At 35.2% G+C, this 25,332-nt stretch carries 29 protein-coding genes; 17 read left to right on the plus strand and 12 right to left on the minus strand.

What is annotated here, in order from left to right; all coding sequences use genetic code 11:
* Positions 1–32 precede the first annotated feature (32 nt).
* Complete coding sequence (locus ABH959_RS06560; protein ID WP_002067045.1) at positions 33–836, plus strand: Cof-type HAD-IIB family hydrolase; 804 nt, start codon at positions 33–35, stop codon at positions 834–836.
* 32 nt (positions 837–868) lie between these two features.
* On the opposite strand, the gene ABH959_RS06565 is transcribed toward ABH959_RS06560, so the two are convergent.
* A complete protein-coding gene (locus ABH959_RS06565; RefSeq protein WP_002014912.1) occupies positions 869–1,735 on the minus strand; it encodes a DUF1002 domain-containing protein in 867 nt (288 codons plus the stop codon).
* Positions 1,736–1,922: 187 nt separating this feature from the next.
* Between ABH959_RS06565 and ABH959_RS06570 the strand changes: the two genes are divergently transcribed.
* Both ABH959_RS06570 and ribT read left to right on the plus strand, forming a co-directional pair.
* Entirely contained in the window at positions 1,923–2,360 is a 438-nt protein-coding gene (locus ABH959_RS06570; protein ID WP_000853785.1) for a peptidylprolyl isomerase, read from the plus strand.
* A 485-nt stretch (positions 2,361–2,845) separates the two neighbouring features.
* Complete coding sequence (gene ribT, locus ABH959_RS06575; RefSeq protein WP_000908403.1) at positions 2,846–3,214, plus strand: GNAT family N-acetyltransferase RibT; 369 nt, start codon at positions 2,846–2,848, stop codon at positions 3,212–3,214.
* Between the two features lie 19 nt (positions 3,215–3,233).
* Here ribT and ABH959_RS06580 read toward each other — a convergent pair whose 3' ends face one another.
* On the minus strand, positions 3,234–3,752 hold the full coding sequence (locus ABH959_RS06580) for a DUF309 domain-containing protein (RefSeq protein WP_113937142.1): 519 nt from the start codon (positions 3,750–3,752) through the stop codon (positions 3,234–3,236).
* Positions 3,753–3,851: 99 nt separating this feature from the next.
* A complete protein-coding gene (locus ABH959_RS06585; RefSeq protein WP_000510194.1) occupies positions 3,852–3,947 on the minus strand; it encodes a YjcZ family sporulation protein in 96 nt (31 codons plus the stop codon).
* A gap of 169 nt (positions 3,948–4,116) precedes the next feature.
* Between ABH959_RS06585 and ABH959_RS06590 the strand changes: the two genes are divergently transcribed.
* From ABH959_RS06590 to phnF, 6 genes are all read left to right on the plus strand, one after another.
* A complete protein-coding gene (locus ABH959_RS06590) occupies positions 4,117–4,860 on the plus strand; it encodes a segregation/condensation protein A (protein ID WP_113937143.1) in 744 nt (247 codons plus the stop codon).
* 157 nt (positions 4,861–5,017) lie between these two features.
* The gene (scpB, locus tag ABH959_RS06595; RefSeq protein WP_002088435.1) at positions 5,018–5,590 is read left to right on the plus strand and encodes an SMC-Scp complex subunit ScpB; all 573 of its coding nucleotides are present in this window, start codon (positions 5,018–5,020) and stop codon (positions 5,588–5,590) included.
* A gap of 78 nt (positions 5,591–5,668) precedes the next feature.
* Complete coding sequence (locus tag ABH959_RS06600) at positions 5,669–6,571, plus strand: ComEC/Rec2 family competence protein (RefSeq protein ID WP_367960899.1); 903 nt, start codon at positions 5,669–5,671, stop codon at positions 6,569–6,571.
* Between the two features lie 207 nt (positions 6,572–6,778).
* Complete coding sequence (nagA, locus tag ABH959_RS06605) at positions 6,779–7,921, plus strand: N-acetylglucosamine-6-phosphate deacetylase (protein ID WP_404492443.1); 1,143 nt, start codon at positions 6,779–6,781, stop codon at positions 7,919–7,921.
* A gap of 4 nt (positions 7,922–7,925) precedes the next feature.
* A complete protein-coding gene (gene nagB / locus ABH959_RS06610) occupies positions 7,926–8,714 on the plus strand; it encodes a glucosamine-6-phosphate deaminase (protein ID WP_002033913.1) in 789 nt (262 codons plus the stop codon).
* Positions 8,644–9,375: a phosphonate metabolism transcriptional regulator PhnF gene (gene phnF, locus ABH959_RS06615; RefSeq protein WP_277958602.1), complete on the plus strand. Its 732-nt coding sequence runs from the start codon at positions 8,644–8,646 to the stop codon at positions 9,373–9,375. The genes nagB and phnF overlap by 71 nt, the downstream gene beginning before the upstream one ends.
* Before the next feature lie 73 nt (positions 9,376–9,448).
* Here the strand turns inward: phnF and ABH959_RS06620 are convergent, their stop codons facing one another.
* Complete coding sequence (locus tag ABH959_RS06620) at positions 9,449–10,255, minus strand: Cof-type HAD-IIB family hydrolase (protein WP_002088430.1); 807 nt, start codon at positions 10,253–10,255, stop codon at positions 9,449–9,451.
* Positions 10,256–10,420: 165 nt separating this feature from the next.
* Here ABH959_RS06620 and glcT point away from each other — a divergent pair, with 165 nt between their 5' ends.
* From glcT to ptsP, 4 genes are all read left to right on the plus strand, one after another.
* The gene (gene glcT, locus ABH959_RS06625; protein ID WP_002088428.1) at positions 10,421–11,269 is read left to right on the plus strand and encodes a glucose PTS transporter transcription antiterminator GlcT; all 849 of its coding nucleotides are present in this window, start codon (positions 10,421–10,423) and stop codon (positions 11,267–11,269) included.
* A 340-nt stretch (positions 11,270–11,609) separates the two neighbouring features.
* Positions 11,610–13,673 (plus strand): PTS glucose transporter subunit IIABC, encoded by a 2,064-nt coding sequence (ptsG, locus tag ABH959_RS06630; protein WP_002014901.1) that lies wholly within the window; start codon positions 11,610–11,612, stop codon positions 13,671–13,673.
* 135 nt (positions 13,674–13,808) lie between these two features.
* Complete coding sequence (ptsH, locus tag ABH959_RS06635; protein ID WP_002033915.1) at positions 13,809–14,072, plus strand: phosphocarrier protein HPr; 264 nt, start codon at positions 13,809–13,811, stop codon at positions 14,070–14,072.
* A complete protein-coding gene (ptsP, locus tag ABH959_RS06640; RefSeq protein ID WP_002066976.1) occupies positions 14,072–15,784 on the plus strand; it encodes a phosphoenolpyruvate--protein phosphotransferase in 1,713 nt (570 codons plus the stop codon). The genes ptsH and ptsP overlap by 1 nt, the downstream gene beginning before the upstream one ends.
* A gap of 96 nt (positions 15,785–15,880) precedes the next feature.
* On the opposite strand, the gene ABH959_RS06645 is transcribed toward ptsP, so the two are convergent.
* The 3 genes from ABH959_RS06645 to ABH959_RS06655 all read right to left on the minus strand — a co-directional run bounded on the left by ABH959_RS06645 (position 15,881) and on the right by ABH959_RS06655 (position 17,518).
* Positions 15,881–16,249, minus strand: coding sequence for a DUF3915 domain-containing protein (locus tag ABH959_RS06645; protein ID WP_404492395.1), 369 nt, complete (start codon positions 16,247–16,249; stop codon positions 15,881–15,883).
* A 196-nt stretch (positions 16,250–16,445) separates the two neighbouring features.
* Positions 16,446–16,664, minus strand: coding sequence for a hypothetical protein (locus ABH959_RS06650; RefSeq protein WP_002088422.1), 219 nt, complete (start codon positions 16,662–16,664; stop codon positions 16,446–16,448).
* Between the two features lie 236 nt (positions 16,665–16,900).
* Positions 16,901–17,518 (minus strand): nitroreductase family protein, encoded by a 618-nt coding sequence (locus ABH959_RS06655; RefSeq protein WP_002192616.1) that lies wholly within the window; start codon positions 17,516–17,518, stop codon positions 16,901–16,903.
* 310 nt (positions 17,519–17,828) lie between these two features.
* Between ABH959_RS06655 and ABH959_RS06660 the strand changes: the two genes are divergently transcribed.
* The 4 genes from ABH959_RS06660 (at position 17,829) to ABH959_RS06675 (ending at position 21,622) form a co-directional block, all read left to right on the plus strand.
* Positions 17,829–19,121: a GGDEF domain-containing protein gene (locus ABH959_RS06660; RefSeq protein WP_404492396.1), complete on the plus strand. Its 1,293-nt coding sequence runs from the start codon at positions 17,829–17,831 to the stop codon at positions 19,119–19,121.
* 149 nt (positions 19,122–19,270) lie between these two features.
* Entirely contained in the window at positions 19,271–20,401 is a 1,131-nt protein-coding gene (locus tag ABH959_RS06665) for a serine hydrolase domain-containing protein (RefSeq protein WP_219303469.1), read from the plus strand.
* 4 nt (positions 20,402–20,405) lie between these two features.
* Positions 20,406–21,284, plus strand: a complete 879-nt coding sequence (locus ABH959_RS06670) for an NAD(P)-dependent oxidoreductase (protein WP_404492397.1) — start codon at positions 20,406–20,408, stop codon at positions 21,282–21,284.
* Between the two features lie 5 nt (positions 21,285–21,289).
* Positions 21,290–21,622, plus strand: coding sequence for a DUF3909 family protein (locus ABH959_RS06675; protein WP_002014892.1), 333 nt, complete (start codon positions 21,290–21,292; stop codon positions 21,620–21,622).
* Positions 21,623–21,683: 61 nt separating this feature from the next.
* On the opposite strand, the gene ABH959_RS06680 is transcribed toward ABH959_RS06675, so the two are convergent.
* The 5 genes from ABH959_RS06680 to mtnW form a co-directional block, all read right to left on the minus strand.
* Positions 21,684–21,959: a hypothetical protein gene (locus ABH959_RS06680; protein WP_002165122.1), complete on the minus strand. Its 276-nt coding sequence runs from the start codon at positions 21,957–21,959 to the stop codon at positions 21,684–21,686.
* Between the two features lie 317 nt (positions 21,960–22,276).
* Positions 22,277–22,789 carry a 1,2-dihydroxy-3-keto-5-methylthiopentene dioxygenase gene (locus ABH959_RS06685; RefSeq protein WP_404492398.1) on the minus strand — a complete coding sequence of 171 codons (513 nt, stop codon included), beginning with the start codon at positions 22,787–22,789 and terminating at the stop codon, positions 22,277–22,279.
* Positions 22,767–23,405: a methylthioribulose 1-phosphate dehydratase gene (locus tag ABH959_RS06690; protein WP_404492399.1), complete on the minus strand. Its 639-nt coding sequence runs from the start codon at positions 23,403–23,405 to the stop codon at positions 22,767–22,769. The genes ABH959_RS06685 and ABH959_RS06690 overlap by 23 nt, the downstream gene beginning before the upstream one ends.
* On the minus strand, positions 23,402–24,061 hold the full coding sequence (locus tag ABH959_RS06695; protein ID WP_044442768.1) for a 2-hydroxy-3-keto-5-methylthiopentenyl-1-phosphate phosphatase: 660 nt from the start codon (positions 24,059–24,061) through the stop codon (positions 23,402–23,404). The genes ABH959_RS06690 and ABH959_RS06695 overlap by 4 nt, the downstream gene beginning before the upstream one ends.
* A complete protein-coding gene (gene mtnW, locus ABH959_RS06700) occupies positions 24,058–25,302 on the minus strand; it encodes a 2,3-diketo-5-methylthiopentyl-1-phosphate enolase (protein ID WP_044442769.1) in 1,245 nt (414 codons plus the stop codon). The genes ABH959_RS06695 and mtnW overlap by 4 nt, the downstream gene beginning before the upstream one ends.
* Positions 25,303–25,332 lie beyond the last annotated feature (30 nt).

Here is a 25,332-nt window from a genome sequence, read left to right on the forward strand (position 1 = left end):
TTTTTTTTGTACAATTAGAGTAGATATTGTGTATGGAAGGGGAAGAGGACATGATTAAACTATTTGTAAGTGATTTAGATGATACACTCGTTTACAATATGAATGATATGCAAAAAGAAGATGAACGAGCGCTTTGTTGGCTAGCTGAAAACGGGACAAATATTTGTTTTGCCTCTGGTCGTTTTACTCACCGAATTGATGAGGCGGTAAAAAGGTTTTCGTTCCCGTATTACACAACTAGTTTAAATGGAGCGACAATGATACTACCGGATGGAAAAGTATTTCATGAATCGAGTTTTGAAGATGGGGTTGCCCAGGAAATATATCGATATATACATAAAAAGGGACTAGCAGATATTGTTTGTGCAAATGAGCAGCGATATACAAAAAGGAAGAATGAACATCACCATACTTTTGAAGAGTATATGGGAGTGCATATTGCTGAAATCGAAGAGTTAGAAGAGGAATTTGGGAAGACTGTACATCCTGCGAAATTATTTGTTTTTGGCGAAGAAGAAAAAATTGTAGCATTAGATCAAGAGTTGAGAGATACATTTCATAGCGAAGCGGAAGTCTTTATATCGGGTAAGCGATATGTTGACATTATGCCAAGAGGTGTGAGTAAAGGAAGCGCTCTGAAGCGATTAATGGAACATTTACAAATTGAAGCAAATGAAGTTGCATGTATTGGAGATTCTTTCAATGATATTTCTATGTTTGAAGTAACCCCGCACTCCTTCACCCTCCATCATGCTCATCCGTATGTGAAGGAGAAAGCAAATCATGTTGTCCGTTCGGTTGAAGAAGCTATTATGAAATTACCGTTACTTGTATAAAAAAGAAGCTCGTCACTGGCGAGCTTCTTTTTTTACTTGAATAAAGATTTAACGAAATCAATGATACTAGAGAAGAAATCTTTTACTTTATCTAGGAAACTTTGCCCCTCTTCAGATCCTAAGAAGGCAGACACATGGTCTTTTGCTTTCTCTAATTGGCTACCAACTTGGTTCCAATCGATATTAAGATTTTTCATTTTATCAAATAACGCTACTAGGCTATCCAGCTGTTCATCTGTTAATGTAATACCGAGTTGATCAGCAATTTTTTTAATTAATGTACGTAAATCTTCAGTTGTTTTTGGCTGTTCTTTTGCAATTTCTTCTTTAATTTTTGCAACAAGTTGAACTGCTTTTTCTTCGCCGATTTTATCACCAAGCTGGGCTGTTTGTACCATTTCTTCATTGGCTACTTTTTTTACTTCTTCAGGAATGGCTTTGTTTGATGTTGTTTCATAGGCCTTCATTAAACCTGTTAAAGCAGCAGTTCCTGAAACTTTAAATGGTGCAGTAATTTGAATCTCTGCATCTTTCACACCTGCTGTAATAAGTGCATTTGTGTACATTGCATCTGTTATCGAATTAATGTTTTTTGAGCGTACAATGAGACCTGACCCTGGTTTTGTGTATGTAATCATAGAAGAGGAAATAGCTCTCGTACCAATTTGCGCTTTTGGAACGATGCCCTCTAGAAATTTATGTTCTTCCGCATTAGATACAGTAATAATTTGTGCATCTTTTGGTGCTTTCATTTCTTTCAAAAGATCTTGTTTCTGTTGTTCAGATAAGTTTTCTCCTAGTGTAACAATTGATTCTCCCTCAATGATGTCTGCAAATGAAGCTGTTGGCATAATAAATACGGCTACAGCTAATAGCAGAGCTAGTAATTTCGTTTTCACGAAAAATCGCTCCCTTTCTCTTTCTTAAATTTTCGGGCAACACAGTTATTATAGTATATTTTTCTTATTTGTCACCTAGCTTCTTCCACATTTCAAAAAAGAAGTATGCAGATTGTCGGATTCTTTTTGTTTCTCGTCATGAATATGGTAATATAGTGCTGAGATAGTTGAAAGGAGACATATACATATGAAAACTTTAGGATACATATTAATGGAAAATGGCGAAAAAATCGATTTAGAATTTTTCCCAGAAGAGGCACCAAAAACAGTAGAAAACTTTAAAAAATTAGCAGAGCAAGGATTTTATGATGGTGTGACATTCCACCGCGTTATTCCTGGCTTCGTAAGCCAAGGTGGAGACCCAACAGGCACAGGAGCAGGTGGCCCAGGTTACTCTATCCCATGTGAAACTGATGGAAATCCTCATAGACATCTTGTTGGCTCACTTTCTATGGCACATGCTGGCCGTAACACAGGTGGTAGCCAATTCTTTGTTGTTCATGAGCCACAACCGCATTTAGATGGCGTACATACTGTATTCGGTAAAGCAACAAGCGGTATTGAAACAGTATTAAACATGCGTCAAGGCGATGTAATGAAAGAAGTTAAAGTTTGGGAAGAATAAGTTACGAGAAAAGGAGAGCGATTTTGCTCTCTTTTTTAATTTCCTATAAACAGGGATTGGTATATATTTTAAAGTATATGACACAAATAGGACGGCTACTAACGTTAAATTATATTGTTCATGAGAACACACTTTTAACAAAATACATAGAATGGAGTACGAATTATATGCTTCAATAAATGTATTTCTCTTAACATATTGCTTTTAGTAGAACTACTTTGTTCAAAAGTGGTTAATAAGTGAAATGTGATGAGAAAGGGATTTTCCTTATAGTTCCTATATAGTATTGTCTCTTTTTTGAGCGGTGTAATAGAAAGAAATAGCGTGGAAACATATATTTGACTTTCTTCTTAACGCTTTGTATGATTATCAAGTTGTTTCAGCCTCTTCTCACTCTTGTAAAAATATTGTAGAATGAATGTGATATGAAAAGAGTGATTGAGGGGATAAATAGTTTGTAACTTTTGTAAGAAGGGATAAGGGTTATGTTAATTCGTTTTAAAAAAAGTTATGAAAAAATTGCAATGGGGCTTCTTTCATTTATGCCAACTGAAAAAGATGTAAAAACATTACAATTGACAATGAAAGAATATGAAGCGAAAGAGGATTGGCAATTGTATTTGTGGAAACAAAATGAAGATTTTGTTGGGATAATGGGGATTATAAAAAAAGAAGATCAGGTATTGGAAATTCAGCATTTGAGCGTGAATCCGTCTCACCGTCATATGGGGATTGGGACGAAGATGGTTCAAGAGCTTAAGAGTAAATTTCTTGAGTTTACAATTTGCGGAAATGAGCAAACAGCAAGTTTTTGCAAAAAGTGTAAAGAGCTTGAACAAAATATACATTCATGAAAGCAGGGATAAGTGTTTATTATCTCTGCTTTCTTTTTTGTAGTTGCTCGTGTCGTTCAGAAATGACTTCTGTTCGATCACGCAATGTGTGCTTATTTATGATGTATTCATCAGGAATGACGTTCACATCTTTCCAAGAGAGGTTTTGTTTCTTACATAACTGTATGCATTGTTTTTCTAACGATACGTCTAATAAGGGTAAAAATAACGGCGTGAAAATTTCCTTTTTGTGGATAGAGTGTAATCTTTCATTTAATAAGAACATAAGTTGTTTATGATCTATTCCTAATTGATGTAAAGATGTACTGTTCTTTTCTAAAAGTGCTATTGCGCTTTTTATCATCTTCTCTGCACCATTCCAGTTGGATCGTCTGTGATGGTATAAGGAAACAGCAATTTGAATGAGACCGACTAAGTAATTGTCGCGTTCTCCTCTAGGTTTTAATTTCCAATACTCTTCTAATATTTCATGACATTCAAAATAATCATAGTCTCCGTGAAAATGAATTAAAAATTGTATGTACTCGGTAGGATACATTTTTTTCGCTCCTGTCTAACGGTTATATGTACAGTTTATCATAGAAATATTAACAATAAGCGACTAGGGAAATATCCCTAGTCGCTTTATTGCGTCCTATTAGCAGAAGCAAGCTGCTCCTACAATGATTAGTAAAATGAACAGTACAACAAGTAATGCGAACCCACCGCTAAAACCGCAATCAACGTGACCCATAGTTTTTTGACCTCCTACATTGTTCTTACTACATTGTTATCATATGAAGCGGTGGGCATTATGACATGGGCATAGGTCTATTTTTAATTAAATTTCTTAAAAAGGTTGGATAGAACATGAGTATGCTCTATACTTATGTTGTTATAGAAAAAATGTGGTGGGATGCTTTGTGCAGTATAATTTTAAAGTAGAGGCTTTTGAAGGGCCTTTAGATCTATTGTTACACTTAATACATCGTTACGAAATTGATATATATAATATTCCTGTAGCGGAAATTACAGAGCAATATCTATCTTATGTCCATACGATGAAAGAATTACAATTAGATGTTGCCAGTGAGTATTTAGTAATGGCTGCAACGTTATTGCAAATTAAAAGTAAAATGTTGTTACCGAAACAAGAAGAAGATGTACCTGATAACGGTGAAGACTTTATAGATGACCCTCGTCAAGAATTGATGGAGAGGTTAATTGAATATAAGAAATATAAGCAAGTTGCTACTGAGTTAAAAGAAAGAGAACAAGAAAGAGCACAGCTATATACACGTCCGCCAATTGATTTTACATCATTTCAACAAGAAGAGGAGACAAGCTTACCTCTTGATGTTACGTTATATGATATGTTAGCGGCATTTCAAAAGCTAATGCGTCGTAAAAAAGCAAAGACCCCCGTAACAACGCGAATTACTCGCCAAGAAATACCAATTGCACAGCGAATGACTGATATTATACAACAGTTAGAAGTAAAAGGCGGTCGTCAAAGCTTTTATGATTTGTTTGCTGATGAAGAACGTGAAATAATGGTTGTAACATTTTTAGCGGTTCTTGAGCTAATGAAAAATCAACAAATCATAATTGAGCAAGAACATAATTTTGATGAAATTTTCGTGTTAAGCTCTAATAAATCCGTATAGAGTTGGTATGTGAAAATGGGATAGAAATATTTTATCTTATGTTAGGTTTTAATGTATCGTTTGGAACGAGAGAAGAAATATTGAACCGAACGCATTTACTGTGATTCGGTTTTTTTATGTGTATTTTTATGGAAAATAGGAGGAAGGAGTTCGTAAAATGGATAGAAAAGAACAAAAAGCGATTATTGAAGGACTTTTATTTGTTGCAGGTGACGAAGGGATTTATCCGGAACAGATAGCTAAAGTTCTGGAAGTTGAAGTGGAAGAAGTAATAAACAGTATAGAGGAAATGCAAAAAGAATGTGAAGGATCGAATCGAGGGCTGCAAATTGTACAATATGCAAAAGTGTATCGTTTTGCAACAAAGAAAGAACATGCTGCATACTATCAAAAATTAATAAATACCCCAACAACGGCTTCACTGTCTCAAGCAGCTCTTGAAACGTTGGCAATCGTTGCGTACCGTCAACCGATTACAAGAACAGAAATGGAAGAGATTCGAGGAGTGAAAACAGATAAGGCATTACAAACGTTAGTTTCACACTTACTTATAAAAGAAACGGGAAGAGCGGAAGGACCAGGGCGCCCTATTTTATACGGAACGACGAAAGAATTTTTAGATACGTTTGGATTGAAAACATTAGATGATTTACCACCTCTTTCGGAAGAAAATGAACAAATGAATGAAGCAGATTTATTCTTTGGTTCTTTACAGGAATTATCAAAATAAAAGCTTAGCATTTTGCTAAGCTTTTTTTGTATATCAATTACAGAGCGTGCCATACTAAATGAAAAAAGGAGACGAGTTATGAAAGGTGTACGGAGTATTCTATTGTTGGTTTCTGTTTTATTATGTTTTTCGTTAAACAGCGCATCGGCTAAAAGATATATGATGTCTATTCATACTGCGTCTTCTATACATATGCATCGGCAACATTTTGGTAAAATGAAAGTAAGTTTTTTAAAAGTTGGACAAGGTGATGCGACACTTATTACATTGCCAAATGGTCAAACGATGTTAATAGATGGGGGCCCTTATGAAGCGGGAGAGGTTATTATTCAAAAACTAATTGAAAAAGGAATTAATCATTTAGATGTGATTGTAAGTACTCATCCTGATATGGACCATATAGGGGGGCTTATTCCAATTGTAGAACAAATGCCGGTTTCACTCGTATTAGATAGTGGAAAAACATATAGTTCATTTACTTATCATACGTATCGGAATAATATTAAAAAAAGGGGCATACCTTTCATTTCAGTGAAGGAAGGACAATATATACCGTTAGATCCACATGTTTCTATACAAGTATTAAACAATGGTAAATCGAAAGACGAGAATAACGAGTCCTCAATTGTGTTAAAGATTCGATATGGTAAAGCGGACTTTTTATTAATGGGTGATGCTGATATACGGACGGAAAATGAAATATTAAAGCAGTTTGATGTACATGCAGATGTATTAAAAGTTGGGCATCATGGCTCGTATACTTCAACGAGTGAAACATTCTTAAAAAAAGTAGACCCACAATTCGCTATTCTTTCGTACGGGAGTAGAAATCCATATGGACATCCTCATCAAAGTGTTGTAAGACGATTAAAACAGCGTGGTATAATGATATACGGAACAAACAAGCGTACAGTAGAAATAGAAACAGACGGTGAACATATTACTATGGGATCGAGTGGTCTTATGCCACTACTTAAGTAATTAATTATATAAGAGGGTATTTTCCATTTTGGAAAAAATGAATAACATATATTATAATGAAAAAGAAATAAATTTCCTTTTTTCTGCTGAATGAAGAGGAAATTTCATTAGAATGTATAGACAACTACTCGTGTGTATATTAAGATGGAATTAGGCGAATAAGGTAATAATAACAAGTAGGTATTTCATGGGAAAGGATCGATGAAAATGAAAACGCAAGTTGTCATCAATGCCAAAATTTATACAGGTAAAGAAGTAGTGGAAAACGGATTTATTCGTTACACAGAAACAGTTAAAGAAATTGGTTTGATGGCTCAATATGTATCACAAGAAAATGAAACTGTGTTAGATGTGGCAGGAAAGATTGTGATTCCAGGTATGATTGATGTTCATATTCATGGTGGATACGATATTGATGCGATGGATGCAAATAGCGATGGATTAGTAACTCTTGGTAAAGAAATGTTAAAAGAAGGAGTTACAACTTACTTCCCAACAACAATGACACAAGCTCCAGAAGCGATTGAAGCGGCGCTAAGTGCTGCGAAGGAAGCGAAAGACAAAGGAGCACATTTCGAATATATTCACTTAGAAGGACCATATGTTTCAAAAAAACGTGCGGGTGCACAACCACTTGAACATATTGTTCCTGCGAGTATCGAGCAATTTAAACAATGGCAGGAAGCAAGCGGTAATCTAATTAAATTAGTAACATATGCACCGGAAGAAGAAGGTGCGTTAGAGTTTGAACAGTATCTTGCTGAAACAGGTGTTGTTGGCACAATGGGGCATACAGATGCAATTGATGCACAACTGAAAAATAGAAAAATTACACATGCAACACATTTATACAATCAAATGCGTGGATTACATCATCGTGAACCAGGAGTTGTTGGTCATGTGTTATTAAATCCAGATGTAATGGTTGAAGTAATTACAGATGGTATTCACATTCACCCTGATATGGTGAAATTAGCATATAAATTAAAAGGACCGAAAAAAGTAAGTGTCATTACAGATGCAATGCGTGCAAAAGGTCTTGAAGAAGGATTATATGAGCTTGGCGGACAGCCAGTACATGTAAAAGATGGCAGTGCCCGATTAGAAGATGGAACGTTAGCTGGTAGTATTTTAAAAATGGATCAAGCTTTCCGAAATGTAATTGAATTTACAGGATGTTCAATCGAGGAGGCAGTGTTAATGACATCAGTTAACCAAGCAGAAGAATTTGGATTAAATAATAAAGGCGCGTTAGCGGTATGTAAAGATGCAGACTTTGTTGTTATGACTGAAGAATTACATGTATATGATACGGTTCGTTTAGGAATTCATATGAAGGAAGGGAAGTAATTAGATGAATATTCTTGTTGTAAAAACTCCAGAAGAATTAGCAGAAGCAGGTTATAAGTTAATTAAAGAGGTTGTAAAATCAAAAGAAAATCCAACTTTAGGAATGGCTACAGGAAGCTCTCCATTAGGTATTTATGCAGAAATGCGAAAAAATAAACTTGATACAAGTCATGCAACCACTGTAAACTTAGATGAGTACGTAAATTTACCACACGAAGATAAAAACAGCTATCATTATTTCATGCAAGAACAGTTGTTTGATCATCTTCCATTTAAACAAACTTATGTACCGAATGGGATGGCAAGTGATTTAGAGGAAGAGTGCAAGCGTTATGAAGGCATTCTAGTAGCTAACCCAGTTGACTTACAGATTCTTGGAATCGGTGAAAACGGTCACATCGGATTTAATGAGCCAGGAACACCATTTAATTCTCCAACTAACATTGTAGAATTAACAGAATCTACACGCCAAGCAAACCTTCGCTTCTTTGAAAATGAAGAAGATGTGCCGACTCATGCGATTACAATGGGAATTGGAAGTATTATGAAAGCGAAACAAATTCTACTTGTTGCTATGGGATCTAAAAAGGCAGAAGCTATTAAAGAATTATTGCAAGGTGAATATAGTGAGGCGTGTCCTGCTACAGTTTTACAACGTCATCCGAATGTAACCGTAATCGCAGATCCAGAAGCTCTATCTTTATGCAGTGAGGCGATTGCTGATGAACATCGACAAGTATTCACCATTTCCGATCTATTATCAGATTCAAGAGTGGGTGAAACAGCTAATTGAGGAAGGCGAATGGAAGCCGGGAGATAAAATTCCATCTGAGAATGAACTTTGTGATAAGTTCGAAGTGAGTCGTATGACAATCAGACAGGCGATTAATAACTTAGTGGAACAAGGTTATTTATACCGGAAACGTGGGATTGGAACGTTCGTCCAACTTCCGAAAGTGGAGCAAAAGTTGCAAGGAATGACGGGATTCACAGAAGATATGATTTCTCGTGGTATGAAACCGAGCAGCCAGTTATTAAGTTTCCGCCTAGTTCCAGCTACTGCTAAAATAGCAGACCGGCTGAGAATACAAGAGGGAGAATCGGTTTATGAAGTGAGGCGTACGCGCTTAGCTGATGACGAACCGATTGCATTTGAGACGACATATTTGTCGCCAACTCTTGTGAAAGATATTAACGAAGAAATATTGCAACAATCTTTATATGAACATTTAGAGAAAAAACTGGGCTTTAAGCTTGTTCGCGCTACTCAATCAATTGAAGCTTCAATTGCAACGGATAATGAAGCTGAACATCTGCATATTCCTAAAAAGGCGCCTGTACTTGTAATGCGCCAATGGTCATATTCAGAAGGTGAGATACCGTTAGAGTATGTGAAATGTATTTATCGTGGGGATCGTTATAAATTTATTACAAACATCGCACGTAACAAATAATATATTTCAGTTTGTAAAGTACAGTGAATTTTAAAGTGTTTAACATGTAAAGAAATAAAAATACGACTCATCCTTATAAGGAGTGAGTCGTATTTTTATTATGAGCAATTACGTGGTTAACAGCATCTTTAACCGTATTTACTACATAGTGAGCGTGCTCTTTTACTGCGTCATCTGCTTGAGACATAGCAAAACTGTGAGGAGTTAAAGAGAACATTGGAATATCATTATAAGAATCCCCTATGCAAGCAATTTCCTCTGGTTGTATTTGAAATTCTTTTAATAAAATAGAAATAGCAGAACCTTTACTAATATTTGGTGGCATTACATCTAAACATTGTTCAGCTGAAATGAAAGTACTAACTTTTCCATGGAATTTTTCATCAATCTTTTTTTGAAGGAGTTGTAAGTTTTCCTTTGTTCCACCGATAGAAATTTTATTTGGAAAAATTGTATCATCGATTTTCTGTAATAAATTTGGTTCTTCAACAGAAGTCATTGCTACTTGTTTTTCGAGTTCATGAATAAAAGGTGTCTTTTCTTCAATATAGTAATTATGCTCATCACTTACATAACGGAAATAAGGGTCTTGATTTGTCATAGCTAGTAAATCAGGAAGAATGCTGGAATCAAAATTTGCGGATAATAGTTGCTTATTTTCATTAGTGTATACAAACACACCGTTTACACTAATACGATGGAAATTTGTATTTACAGCTTTCATTAAGTCTGCGATTTCATTATCAAGTCGTCCAGAAGCGAAGCAAAGAATAACATTTTGCTCAGCAAGACTGCGAAGTGCCGCAACATCCTGTTCATCAATCAGACCTCCATGCTGCATCATTGTACCGTCAATATCACTTACAAACATTTTAATCATGTTGCTATCTCCTTTCTATGTACAGTTGCCCTTACATTATACGCATCATATACAAACATGTCTAAAAAATGAATTTTTATTAAATGGTAGATGTTTTATATTGACGAAAAAGAAGAATGTTCTGTAACATAAAAGTAGGCTATTTAAGTACGAGGGTGGTGTTATATGAGTAATTATCTAGAAATTAAAAAAGTTTTAAATAATAATGTCATCATTGCTAGCCATCCTGAACACGAGGAAGTAGTAGTGATCGGTAAAGGAATCGGATTTGGGAAAAAGGCTGAAGATGTGTTGGAGCAAGAACAAATTGAGAAAATGTTTGTTTTAAAAAATGAACGTGATCGAGAACAATACAAACTTTTAGTACCACATGTGAGTGAAAAGCTAATTGAATTGATGAATGATATTATGTTATACATTCAAGAAAAAGCGGAGTCTCCATTAAATGAACATATTCATATCGCTTTAACAGATCATATTTCTTTTGCAATTAAAAGGCTGAAACAAGGACTTACAATAGATAATCCTTTTTTAGTTGAAACGAAAATGCTATATCCAGAGGAATATAAAATTGCTGAAGGAGTTGTGAAACTTTTAAATTCTCGTTTGCAAATTACATTGCCAGAAGGAGAAGTTGGCTTTATCGCACTCCATATTTATAGCTCGCTTACAAACTCTGATTTATCTTCTGTTAATCAAAATTCTCGTCTTATTGCACAACTTGTGTCTTTAATTGAGACAAGCCTACAAATTACATTAGACCAAGAAAGCATTCATTATTTACGCCTTATTCGCCATTTACAATATGCTATTGAGCGGGTGAAAAAAGGAGAAAAAGTAGAAGAAGCACAGAGTTTTGCTGATTTATTAAAGTTGGAATATCCAGTTTGTTATAATTTGGCGTGGAAACTAGTCAAAGTAATGCAGAAAGAATTACAACTTCCTGTATATGAAGCGGAGAGTATTTATTTAACGATGCATTTACAACGATTAGTGAAAGTAGAACATGTGTAAAAAGACATATATTTTTGTCTAAAATGAAAACGTTAAAAAAAATGATTGAATCGCTTACAATAGTTATGTATAATAACTATTGCAAAGTTATACAAAATTCGACAAACACATTAAGGTAAATAACGAAAACGTTTGCTTTAATTATAGTGAACTTATACGTAATCCTATTTTTGACACGTGTTACTGATTCGATCAGGCATGAGTGGAGAAAAGTTGGGAATGTAAGCTAAAGAAAGGGACATACTACCCTTTGTATAGCTATCGTTCTATCTTTTTTTTCCTCATGCCTTTTTGGCGTTTGTCGAAAAGTATCAATATAGATAAGAGAGGAAGGGTTTCCATGTTTAAGAAGATCTTTGGTGTTCTTCAAAAAGTCGGAAAAGCGCTTATGCTTCCAGTAGCGATTTTACCGGCAGCAGGTATTTTACTTGGATTTGGTAATGCATTTCAAAATCCACAACTAACAAATGTTATCCCTGCTTTAAAAGCAGATTGGTTCGTAATGGTTGCAAAAATTATGGAACAATCTGGCGATATTATTTTCGCTAACCTTGCGCTATTATTCGCAGTTGGGGTAGCGATCGGTTTAGCTGGTGGAGACGGAGTAGCTGGTTTAGCAGCGTTCGTCGGATACTTAATTATGAACAAAACGATGAGTGTGTTCTTAGAAGTAGATAAACTAGTGAAAGTAACAAGCACTGGAACAGACCCAGTAAAAATTGGATTTTCAGATCCAGCATATGCAAACGTATTAGGAATTCCAACGCTGCAAACAGGAGTGTTTGGTGGTATTATCGTCGGGATAGTAGCGGCATATTGTTATAATAAATACTTCAACATTGAATTACCATCATACTTAGGTTTCTTTGCAGGTAAGCGTTTCGTACCAATCGCAACTGCAACATTCTCTTTAGTGGTAGGTATTATCATGTGCTTCATTTGGCCATACATTCAGGGTGGCTTAAATACGTTCTCACATCAAATGATTGATGCAAATAGAACGATAGCAGCATTTATATTCGGTTTAATCGAACGTTCATTAATTCCATTTGGATTACATCATATTTTCTATTCACCGTTCTGGTTCGAATTCGGTCAGTATACAAATGCAGCTGGCGAATTAATCCGTGGTGACCAAAAAATCTTTATGGCACAGTTAAAAGACGGCGTAGAATTAACAGCAGGTACATTTACAACTGGTAAGTATCCGTTCATGATGTTCGGTCTTCCAGCAGCAGCTTTAGCAATGTACCATGAAGCACGTCCGGAAAATAAAAAATTAGCAGCTGGTATTTTAGGATCTGCTGCATTAACATCTTTCTTAACAGGTATTACAGAACCACTTGAATTTTCATTCTTATTCGTAGCACCAGTATTATTCGGAATTCATGCAGTATTCGCTGGTCTATCATTTATGACAATGCAAATTTTAGGTGTTAAAATTGGTATGACATTCTCTGGTGGTTTAATTGACTTCATATTATTCGGTGTACTACCAGGTCGTACGGCATGGTGGTGGGTAATTATTGTTGGTCTTGTACTAGCAGTGATTTACTACTTCGGATTCCGTTTCGCAATCCGTAAATGGAACTTAAAAACACCTGGTCGTGAAGTAGCGAATGCTAATGAAGGCGCAGGGAAAACAGAAGCAGGAGAACTTCCACGTGAAGTATTAGTAGCACTTGGTGGTAAAGAAAACATTGCTTCGTTAGATGCTTGTATTACTCGTTTACGCGTTCAAGTTAACGAACAAAAAAATGTAAATAAAGACCGCTTAAAAGAGCTTGGAGCAGCCGGTGTACTTGAAGTTGGAAATAACATTCAAGCTATTTTCGGACCGAAATCTGACACATTAAAATCACAAATTCATGATATTATGTCAGGTCGTACACCTCATGTTGAAAAAGAAGCGCCTGTAAAAGTGGAAGAAGCTCCTCAACAGGTTGATGAAAATGAAACAATCGTTTCACCAATTGAAGGGAAAATCTTACCGATTACAGAAGTACCTGACCAAGTATTCTCAGGGAAAATGATGGGAGATGGATTTGCGATTGAGCCAACAGAAGGAACAGTAGTTTCTCCGGTTAATGGTGAGATTGTAAATGTATTCCCTACAAAACATGCGATTGGTATTCAGTCTGAAGGCGGAAAAGAAATTTTAATCCACTTCGGTATTGATACTGTAAAATTAAATGGTGAAGGCTTTGAAGCGCTTGTAGCACAAGGTGATAAAGTGAAACAAGGACAACCATTATTAAAAGTAGATCTTGCATTTGTAAAAGAAAATGCACCATCTATTATTACACCAATCGTCTTTACGAATTTACAACAAGGGCAACAAGTCGAATTGAAAAAAGACGGAAATGTTAAGAAGGGCGAAAACGCTATTATTGACATTCAGTAGGAATTTGACGCAAAATGTTTATAATTATAATAGGCGATGTGGTTGACCGAACATCGCCTATTATATACAATAGATGATGTAGTACTCACGTCTATACAACTAAAAAAATACTGTATTTGAAGGAGATAAATTATCATGGAAAAAATCTTTAAAGTAACTAGCGACTCAGGAATTCATGCTCGTCCAGCAACTCTACTTGTAAACACTGCAAGCAAATTTGGTTCTGACATTAACTTAGAGTATAACGGAAAAAACGTTAACTTAAAATCAATCATGGGTGTTATGTCTTTAGGAATTCAACAAGGCGCGGAAATTAAGGTCACTGCAAATGGTGATGATGCAGCTCAAGCACTAGCAGCTATCGAAGAAACTATGAAAAACGAAGGATTAGGAGAATAATGACTCTTAACATTCAAGGGATCGCTGCATCAAGTGGGATTGCTATTGCAAAGGCTTTCAGACTTGAGAATCCTGAATTTAACATTGAAAAGAAATCAATTACAGACGAAGCTGCTGAAATTGCACGCTTAGACGCTGCGCTTGAGAAAGCAAAATCTGAACTAGAAGCTATTAAGGACCATGCTTTTGCTGAGCTAGGTGCTGATAAAGCTGCTATCTTTGAAGCACATTTATTAGTATTAAATGATCCAGAATTAGTGAATCCAGTAAAAGATAAAGTAAATGGCGAAAAAGTAAATGCTGAATTTGCAATGGATGAAGTTGCATCAATGTTTATTTCTATGTTTGAAAACATGGATAACGAATATATGAAAGAACGTGCTGCGGATATTCGCGACGTAACAAAACGTGTTCTTGCACATTTACTAGGAATTAACTTCTCAAACCCTGGTACAATTTCTGAAGAAGTAATCATCATTGCTGAAGATTTAACACCATCTGATACAGCTCAGTTAAACCGTAAGTATGCAAAAGGTTTCACAACTGATATCGGTGGACGTACATCTCACTCTGCAATTATGGCTCGTTCTATGGAAATTCCAGCTGTTGTTGGTACGAAAGTTGTTATGGAGAAAATCCAAAACGGCGATATCGTAATCATTGACGGTTTAGATGGAGAAGTAATTGTAAACCCATCTGAAGAAACTCTTCGTTCTTTTGAAGAAAAGAAAGCGAAATTTGAAGAGCAAAAAGTCGTATGGGCAAAATTAAAAGACCAAGCAACTGTAACAAGTGATGGACATCACGTTGAGCTTGTTGCTAATATCGGAACACCAAATGATGTACAAGGTATTATCGATAATGGCGGAGAAGGCGTTGGTTTATACCGTACAGAATTCTTATACATGGGCCGTGACAATCTTCCAACAGAAGAAGAGCAGTTCGAAGCGTATAAAGCAGTTCTTGAAGGTGTAAAAGAAGATCAACCGGTCGTTGTTCGTACACTTGACATCGGTGGAGATAAAGAGCTTCCATACTTACATTTACCAAAAGAAATGAACCCATTCTTAGGATACCGTGCAATTCGCTTATGTCTTGATGAGCAAGATGTGTTCCGTACACAACTTCGTGCATTACTTCGTGCTAGCGTATACGGTAACTTGAAAATTATGTTCCCAATGATTGCAACTCTTGATGAGTTCCGTCAAGCGAAAGCAATCTTATTAGAAGAGAAAGAAAGACTTGTTCAAGCGGGTACAACTGTTTCTGATTCTATTGAAGTTGGTATGATGGTTGAAATTCCAGCTTCAGCGGTATTAGCAGATCAGTTCGCAAAAGAAGTTGATTTCTTCTCTATCGGAACAAATGACTTAATCCAATACACAATGGCTGCAGACCGTATGAACGAACGTGTAGCTTACTTATACCAACCATATAACCCATCTATTTTACGTCTTGTAAAAATGGTTATCGATGCTGCTCATAAAGAAGGCAAATGGGCTGGTATGTGTGGTGAGATGGCGGGAGATTCACTTGCTATCCCATTATTATTAGGCTTAGGTTTAGATGAGTTCAGTATGAGTGCAACATCTATTCTTCCTGCAAGAACACAACTAAGTAAGTTGTCAAAAGCAGAAATGGAAACATTAGCAGAAAAAGCATTAACAATGTCAACTGCTGAAGAAGTTGTTGAATTAGTTAAAAGCATATAATACTAAAAAAACCTGAGTCGATTCGAAATCGATCTCAGGTTTTTTCTATAAGAAAAGTAAATCTTATTTTGTTACTATAGAGGATAAAGAACAGAATTAGATAGCGACTGCGATAATATCAGTCGGGCATACACGTAAAATGCCAGTAAAAGTATTTTGATTTTGATTGTTCTTATCGTCTTTATTATTATTATCTTTGTCGTTATTATTACGAGCTAAAGCAGAGAAAAGAGCAACACCGTTACAGAATCCTTCAAAAATTACATTGCGGAATGATTGATGGCCTCTAATGCTTAAAAGAGAAATTTCTGTTCCAACTGAAATAGTAGCAAGTACGTTACATACAGCAGGTCGGTGTGGTCTAACTTCTTCTCTCTCTTTCTCGCGATGGTCGCGATGGTCACACTCTCTTTCACGATGATGACATTCTCTAAAGTTATCACAGCATCCAAATGATCCAAACATAATCCTCATCACCCCCTTCACACTTATAATCTATGTAAGTTCGGCAGTCGGTGACTGGACAGATAATGGAAATTTTTCTAGGGGATTTTCTCATTTTAAATGACTAGATGGGTATTTAGTAAGGAATGATGTTTAAAATAGGGGAAATGTCACAAAAAAATGTAAAGACCACCGAAATGAATGAAATAGGTAGCCTTTACACTTTTTTACTTTTATATAAAACGATGATATATACAGGAAGAGCTAAGAGTAGTGGTGCAATGGATCGTGCAGTATGTTTTTCTGCTTCTAATTGTAACGCTTCTTCTTTAGGGAATTGTAACACTGATATGTTTGCAGCATCGCCAATAAAATATAGCAGTAGTACAGTTACTATGTAACTTAAAAGTGCGATAAAGCTTCCGTATGAACTCAATGAAAATCCCTCTCTTGTTATCTATTTGTTATCATTGTATCACAATTGTAACAAAAATACACGGTTATATTCCGATACTTTAACAAATTTCGACACAAAACGTCATATTTGTTTATGGGGATAGCATGAAAATTACGATTTTTCTATGTATAGATGTCGCATAATGCATTGTAATATTACGGATGTGTGACAGAATATAAAAAAACGAAGGTAATGAAATTACCTTCGTTTTTTTATTATTTTGCCCATTCACTCACTTGTTCTACGCTCATGCGCGGTGCAGGGTGACCTTTTAAAGTTGATTCACCAATTGTAATAAGCATAATTGGTACGTAACGAGATGAAACATTGAATTCTTCCATTAATGCTTGTGGGTTGAAGCCACCAATAGCGCAAGTATCCCAGCCAGTTGCTTTAGCAGCAAGCATAAGTTGCATTGCTGCTAAAGCAGCATTTGAAAAGGCAGCATCTCGTGGGTATTGCTCCCGAGTATATGCAGATTCAATGTTTTTAGCTAAGCGCTCTTTTGCTTCTTCATTCATAAATCCTTGTTCTACAATTGGACCGTAAACAGGTTCAACATTTTTGTAAGCTTCTAAATCACCTAAAATAGCGACTACGGCAGAAGCATCAAGAATTTGTTGTTGGTTATAGGCAATTGGGTGTAATCGTTTTTGTACATCTTCGCCTTGGAAAACAAGGAATTTCCAGTGTTGCAAGTTCCAAGCAGAAGGTGCTTGCGCAGCTGCTTTTAAAATTTCATGTAACTCTGTAGATGAAATTTCTTTTTCAGGGTTGAATGCACGTGTAGATGTGCGTTCATATAAAACGTTAAAAAAGTCATTGTTTGTCATTATATATCCTCCAAATTACATATCAACTTAATATAAAATAAATGTAATATACTCTACTTACATTTTGTAAGTTATTGAATTTAAGAATATAATACCTTTATTTTAATTGTCAAGTTTTAAATAGTAAGGCAGGGCATTCATACAAACGATACAATTCATATAATCATACACTAAAAAAGGAATTTCCAGAGCAGATAAGCGAAGATAACATTCTCAATTAGCTTGTTAATATGAGTTCCTCATAATTCTTTATAAAATGATTGTGAGGAATTCAGTAGAACAAGATATATGAAGTGAGTGAAGACTAGTGATGAACATACTACATTTTTTATTAGAGAATACTGTTTTCCAAAATGTATTACAAGATCTTCAGTTGAATGTCCTTTATATAGAAGATGGATGTACACATCAACAAACGATAGAAAACGTCCATCCAAAATGTATGTTTATAGCAAATAGTTTTGAAGAAGGAGAAATATTGTTTCATAGAACTAGACCACATATTGTAATTATGTATGTAACAGATTTTGCTCAAATAAAATATATAAAGAATATATATGATTCACGGAGTACATTCATTATCATTTGGGATCAACAGATAAACAATGAGTTTGCAGATTTACTACTGTTAGGAATACGTAATATTGTTATAGCACCAGTAACTCCACAAGTGGTACTAGAGGAAGTGAATAAGAGTTTATATCAACTTACTTTAGTGCGGCAAGTAGGTTTACAACAAGAATTGCTTCAAACGATGTTTGATTTTCAAAATGATTTATTATTTATAGTAGAAGATGATGAGATTGTTGATTGTAATACGAATTTTTTACAATTCTTCGGACATGATAATTTATTTACGTATCGTGAACAACATTTAGTGTTTGCAGAACATCTTATTAGAGAGAACGGATATTATTCGACGACTCACGATATAACATGGCTGGATGATACTTTATCAAATGGAAGAAGAATTAAAATGTACAATTATGAAGGAGAAGCATTTACTTTTCTATTACGTGCGACACCATTACCAGAAGATTTATCGCGATTTATAGTAAAATGCACAGAGATTACAGAATTAGACGAAATCTATCAAGAGCAAGAAAGACTTGCTATGATAGATTCATTGACAGAGGTTTATAATCGTTTGAAGTTCCAACAAATACTAGAGGTAGAGTGGGACAATGCAATACGTAACGATGAAAAATTAGCACTTATTTTGTTTGATATAGATAATTTTAAATCAGTAAATGACACATATGGTCATGATTTTGGCGATTTAGCATTAGTACAATTTGCAGATCTTATGAAATCTAAAGTTGAAGATCAACATGTATTTGCAAGATGGGGAGGAGAGGAATTTATAATATTAGTGACAAATACGGTAGAAAAAGAAGCGTTTCAAGTTGCGGAATCATTGCGATTTTTCATTGAAACAAAGCATTTCTCTGGAATTTCGAAATTAACAGCGAGTTTTGGAGTTGCGTTATATGAGCAAGGGATTACAAGAGAAGAGTTAATGCAAAGAGCGGATATTGCGTTATATGAAGCGAAAAAAAATGGGAAAAATCAAGTATGTATATATAGAAAAGAAAAAATGTGATTTTTCGCAACAAATTGTTGCGATTTTTTTTTATTACTTGATAATAGAATATGTGGGACCATCTTAACCGATAAGCTCCCACTTCAAGTAAGCTCGCAAGAGAGACTAAGTGGTGGGTAGTTCACATGAAGTAATTACGGAGGAACAATATGATAAAAAAAATAATGGTTATGGCTTCACTGTCTGCTGTAGTTTGCGGCGGAGTATACTATTTTCTCTATAGTCCCGATTCAAAGGAACAAGCAGTATTAACAACAAAGGTAACTCCTGCTATTGAGTCAGAGGTACAGGATAATATAGAAGAAGTACAAAAAATTGATTATGCTAGTATATCTCAAAAGTTAGATCAGTATTTAGTAGGAAAGCAATTTAATGGGACAGTTTTGGTGACAGATAAAGAGCATGTTATATTGAATAAAGGATATGGATATGCTGATGTTCAAAATAAAATAGAAAATACGCCTCAAACAAAATATCGTATCGGTTCTATTACGAAAACAGTTGTTGCTACATCCATTCTACAGTTACAAGAACAAGGGAAGTTAAATATCCAAGATAATGTAAATAAATACATTCCTTCATTTCCAGCAGATAAACACATCACGTTATATCACTTATTAACGCATACATCTGGTTTACCGGAAAATGGGAAAGGGAAGGTTAATGTAGCTTCACGTATAAATTTAGTAACTTGGATTGGAAGTCAAAAATTAGAGTTTCCACCAGGAACAGGTTGGAAGTATACGGATTATAATTATATGGTGCTCGCTTATATTATAGAAAATATAACGAAAAAGCCTTTAGGAGACTATGTAAAAGAAAATATATTTACAAAGGCCGAGATGCATGAATCAGGTATGGGAAATATGGTGCCTGGAGATAAAAACTTCACGAAGGGTTATGTGAAGAAAGACCAAGATCTTGTACCAGCACAAAAATTAGGAATGGACTGGTTATATGGATCGGGTGAGATGTATACGACAGTAGGGGATATGAAAAAATTAGATGAAGCGATTATAAATGGAAAGCTTCTTTCTGAACAAAGTATACAAGCGATGTTTACACCTTCACAAGAAAGAAAATATGCATTTAGCTTTTACATATATCCAGATTATTTCCATAACCATGGTGTACTATCTGGTTGGAACACTTTCAATAATTTTAATAAAGAAAAAGGAACTTTTGTTATTTTATTTTCAAATGTGAAAAATAGTATGGATGATGATTTTAATAAAGAGTTCCGAAAGATGGTAAATGATTTATTAGAACAAAGGGGATGAGAAGATGGAAAATAAAAATTTATCAATAGGTTTCATTGGTATTGGTGTAATGGGAAAAAGTATGGTTAACCATTTAATGCAAAGTGGTTATAAAGTATATGTATATAATAGAACGAAAGAAAAAGCGGATTCTTTAGTGCAAGAGGGTGCGACTTGGTGTGATACACCGAAAGCGTTAGTAAAGCAAGTTGATGTTGTTATGACGATGGTTGGTTATCCTCATGATGTAGAAGAAGTGTACTTTGGGGTAGATGGAATTTTAGAACATGCAAATGAAGGTACGATAGCAATTGACTTTACAACATCTACACCAACATTGGCAAAACGTATTAATGAAGTTGCGAAAAGCAAGAATATATATACATTAGATGCACCAGTATCTGGCGGGGACATTGGGGCTAAAGAAGCAAGACTAGCAATTATGGTTGGTGGAGAGCACAGAATATATGATATTTGCTTACCTCTATTTGAAAAACTAGGAACAAATATTCAGTTGCAAGGCCCTGCTGGGAGTGGACAACATACAAAAATGTGCAATCAAATAGCAATTGCTTCTAACATGATAGGAGTATGTGAAGCGGTAGCATATGCGAAAAAGGCTGGACTTAATGCAGATAAAGTATTAGAGAGTATTTCGACAGGAGCAGCAGGTAGCTGGTCATTAAGTAATTTAGCTCCTCGAATGTTAAAAGGAGATTTTGAACCTGGCTTTTATGTAAAGCATTTTATGAAAGATATGAAGATTGCTTTAGATGAAGCTGAAAAATTACAATTACCAGTACCGGGTTTAACCCTAGCGAAGGAATTGTATGAAGAGCTAATCGCAGATGGAAAAGAGAATAGCGGAACACAAGTATTATACAAAAAGTATATAAGGGGGTAAATGGAATGGATCTCCAAAAGTTTGACGAGATGATTGATGCTGTGCAGCGAGCAACTTGTGTACAGATTAATGATAAGCAAAAAGAAGCTTTTAAACAAAAATACGATTTTGGACCAGATTTTGAATATGGAAGAGATGAGAAAGGGCATTATGTTATCCGAAGCTCGAAAAAGATGTTAGAGGAAATGGAGTTTTATTTGGCATTGAAATATGATCGGGATGGAATTGTCCTTTATATGCATGCTGAGATTGAAGGGACATGTCATGTATCCGTTAGCTACAGTGAAGATGCACTTCATTTGCAAGAATTGTTTCAATTTCTAGAAGAAAATAAATAAAAAGTCCTCATTTGAGGACTTTTTATTTATTTAGGCAGGCATAATATTTAAGTTGGATAATTTATAGGCTGGAAGCTCGGCGGCATCGTTCAATTGGGAATGGAATAACTTGTGCAATGTGATTAGGACCAAACTGTTTCGCACGAGCATGGCGTACTATATAAAATGCGCACAGGATAGAAATAGGAATAGCACCGTACAAACCGAAAAATAAAGCGCTTACACAAGATGCGACAAAACCTAAAACACCAACTTCTAATTCTTCCATAATAGCTCCTAAAATGACAGGAATAGCTCCGCATGAAACCCCTAGTATAAGTGCGATAAGTAAACTCATGATTATCCCCCTCTGCTTGCAATATTCTTTTCCTTCTTATTAGTTGTAGTATATCATACACAAAACGGAATTTTCAGAAAAAATTCAAAAAAAGTTCAATAAATGTTCAAAAAGTGTTCCGAAATATACTTGATAAAATGGAAGCGTGATTTGAGATATTTGATTTGAATAAACGAAAGGGACAAATTATTTTAATAAATAAAAAATCAGGCTTACTTCAATGTTATGAAATAAGCCTGTTCCATAGGAGGATGTATATATGTAGAGTGAATAAAAGATTGGAAAAGGGGTTCCAATCTTTTATTCAACTAGCTACCTTAATAAATTGGAACCCAACCTTCTGTTGTAACAAAAATACGAATAGCTACAACTTGGCGATCATCTTGTAAGGTAAAATAATGTCTTGCATTTTCAGGTACAGATATAAGATCACCAGGCTCAAGTTCAACGTCAAAGAATCGACCATCTTTTCCTTCAATAGCGAAGATGCCATGACCGCTGACAATAAAGCGAACTTCATCGTCAGTATGATGGTGTTCTTTTTGGAAATTAATTAATAATTCGTCAAGGTTAGGTGTGCCATTTGAAAGTGAAATTACATCATGAGCTTTATAACCTCGGCGCGCTGAAACATCAGCGATTTCTTTTGAAAACACAGCTAATATTTCAGCCTTGTTTTCATCTGCTAACGAATAATTTTCATTTAAATGAGTAGGAAGCTTAGAGATGTTCCATTTCTCATATAAAACGCCTTCCTCTTGTAGAAATTTAGATACTTCCACTTCATTTTCGATACGAGTATTTACTTCATGAATACGAATTTGCGTCATTAGAAACGCCTCCTTGAATTGATAATAGTTTTATATGAAATTGGAATAAAAACTCATAAGCTTCTAATCTTTTCTTTGCATCAAAGCTATCTCGGCCCCATACGGTAATACCATGGTTACGGATTAATACTGCTCCCGAATCTCCTTGTATATGCTTTCGGAAGTTTTCTCCAAGCGTTGGGATATGGGCATCATTTTCTATAATAGGAATGTTAATCGTTGCACCTTCTTCCCAAATATCGAGAGCTTTAATAATTTCTTGATTTTGAAGGGTGACTGCATCACTATATAAATTTGTGATGACATTATTATCAGTTGTATGAACATGAAGTACACACCCGGCATTCGTAATGTTATAAATATGTGTATGCAATATTGTTTCTGCTGAAGGGCGTAATTCAGTCTCTAATACGGGAACCCCTAGATGATCTACTAATAGAAAATCATCTGGAGTAGTTTTTGTTTTATCTTTACCACTTGCTGTAATAAGAAAAGTAAGTGGATCATGACTGACTTTTATAGAAATATTTCCACTCGTTGCTGGAAACCAATTCCGAGTTGTTAATTCTTTTTTTATTTCACTTAAGTCATACCATTGACGAAAAAGTTGTTTCATGATTTCACCTCCAACAAATGTTGTAATTCGACTTGAATATCGTGAAATGTGTTAAAGGATGTATAAGCAATATGATTTTCTTCACATTTTGTAATAAGGAAGTCACGGGCGAATACTTTATCTGCTTGTTTTGCTGCTTGTAAGTCAGTAATGGAATCTCCTATCACAATATGAAAATCATCTTTAGAGCTTAGTTTACGAATTAATGATGATTTACAGAGACCGCAACTATGCTGACATTGCTCGTCACAAGGATGCGGCCATTTAACTTCAACAAATTCTCCTGAAAAGTCAGTTGCATTACAGTAAATTTGCTCTTTTGGAATGATTCCTTGTAAGAGTGGATAGACGAAGAAATCCATTCCACCTGATATAACGTAAAAGGAAATGTTATTTTCATTAATAAATTGTATGAATTCATGAAAACCTGTACGGATTTCAGCAGTTTCTTGTAAAAACTGAATAATATCATCGTGTAGATTAATAGGTATTAATCGAAATAATTGAGAAACACCTTCTTGAATAGAAAGTTCTTGCGATAAAATTTTTTGCTTTATTTCCTCTGCTTCTGGTGGTGCGAACTTTTCCATAATGGACATAATGTTATCATTATTTGTAATCGTGCCATCGAAATCACAAAACACTTGAATACTCATAATTTCACCTCATGTGAGGGATTTCCCCATATTTGTAATGCGCTATGTAAATTCACTTCATCTACCTCATGGAGTGGTTTATTTTGTAAAGTAGCATCAATTGCAGTACGGAAAGCTTTACCGCCGCCCTGCGCGCCATTCGGATGTCCGTGTATCCCGCCGCCAGCATTAATAACAACATCTTTGCCAAAATCTCGTAGAATAAAGGGAACGAAACCAGGGTGAATACCAGCAGATGGAACAACAAAACTTTTCTTGAAAAATGCATCGTCTTCAGTTAAATGTTTTGAAATGTTGAGAGCTTCTTCTTTTTCTAACGCAACACTTCCGTATGGAGATGGGAATAATGAAAAGTCAGCCCCAGCATAGCGAAGTAGCTTTCCAAGTAATAATGGAGACGAGATTCCATATAACTTCGATGCGGAATAAGCACCACTTACAGCAGGATGTGCCATAATGGGAACTGGGATTTCATCATCTTCTGCAAGTGATTGTAGTACATCTAGTCCGTAAGCAAATACGTTGAATAATAGAATATCAGCCCCAGCTTGCACTGCGCGTTTCGCATTTTCTTTTAAATCAAAAGTTCGTCCTGTTAAATTTACGGCATATAACGTTTTATGTCCGTATGTTTCATATACTGATTGTAAAACTTCTTTTCCAGATACAATGCGTTTCGTAAGTGGTGTTAATGTATTCTCAAATAATATTTCATCATCTTTTACTATATCTACACCACCACTTGCTTGATCGCGTAATTGCGTTTTCAAATACCCAATATTTCGTCCAATCATGCCTTTAAAAATACTCATTAAAAGGGGACGATCATGCACTTGTAAAAGATTTCGAATACCATCTATCCCGAATTTTGGACCAGGGAAATACTGTTTTAAGTCGTCTGAAAATGTTAAGTCAATTAATTTCACTTCGCCATCAAGTGATAGCTTTCCGAATGTAGTTGTTAAAATCGCTGGTAAATCTGGACTGAAGTTTAATAACGGATATTCGATTTTAATAATCCCGCGCTTTACTTTTTTACGTAAATACAAATTGGTATGTTCTTGTTCAGCTAATTCCTCAACATGGATGACGTTACCTTTATGCTGTTTTAGTTGCTCTTGCAATAAGTGTGGCAAATGAGTCCAAGAGCCAATTGTTAAACCGAGTGCAATTTGCTCGGCCCTTTTTTCTAAGTTATGTGAATCATCATGGATTAAATACGTCGCTATAATTCCGCTCATTGTTATACCCTCCTAGTTAAATAAAAAAAC

It is taken from the genome of Bacillus sp. RC51, assembly GCF_044908115.1.
Classification (GTDB): domain Bacteria; phylum Bacillota; class Bacilli; order Bacillales; family Bacillaceae_G; genus Bacillus_A; species Bacillus_A mycoides.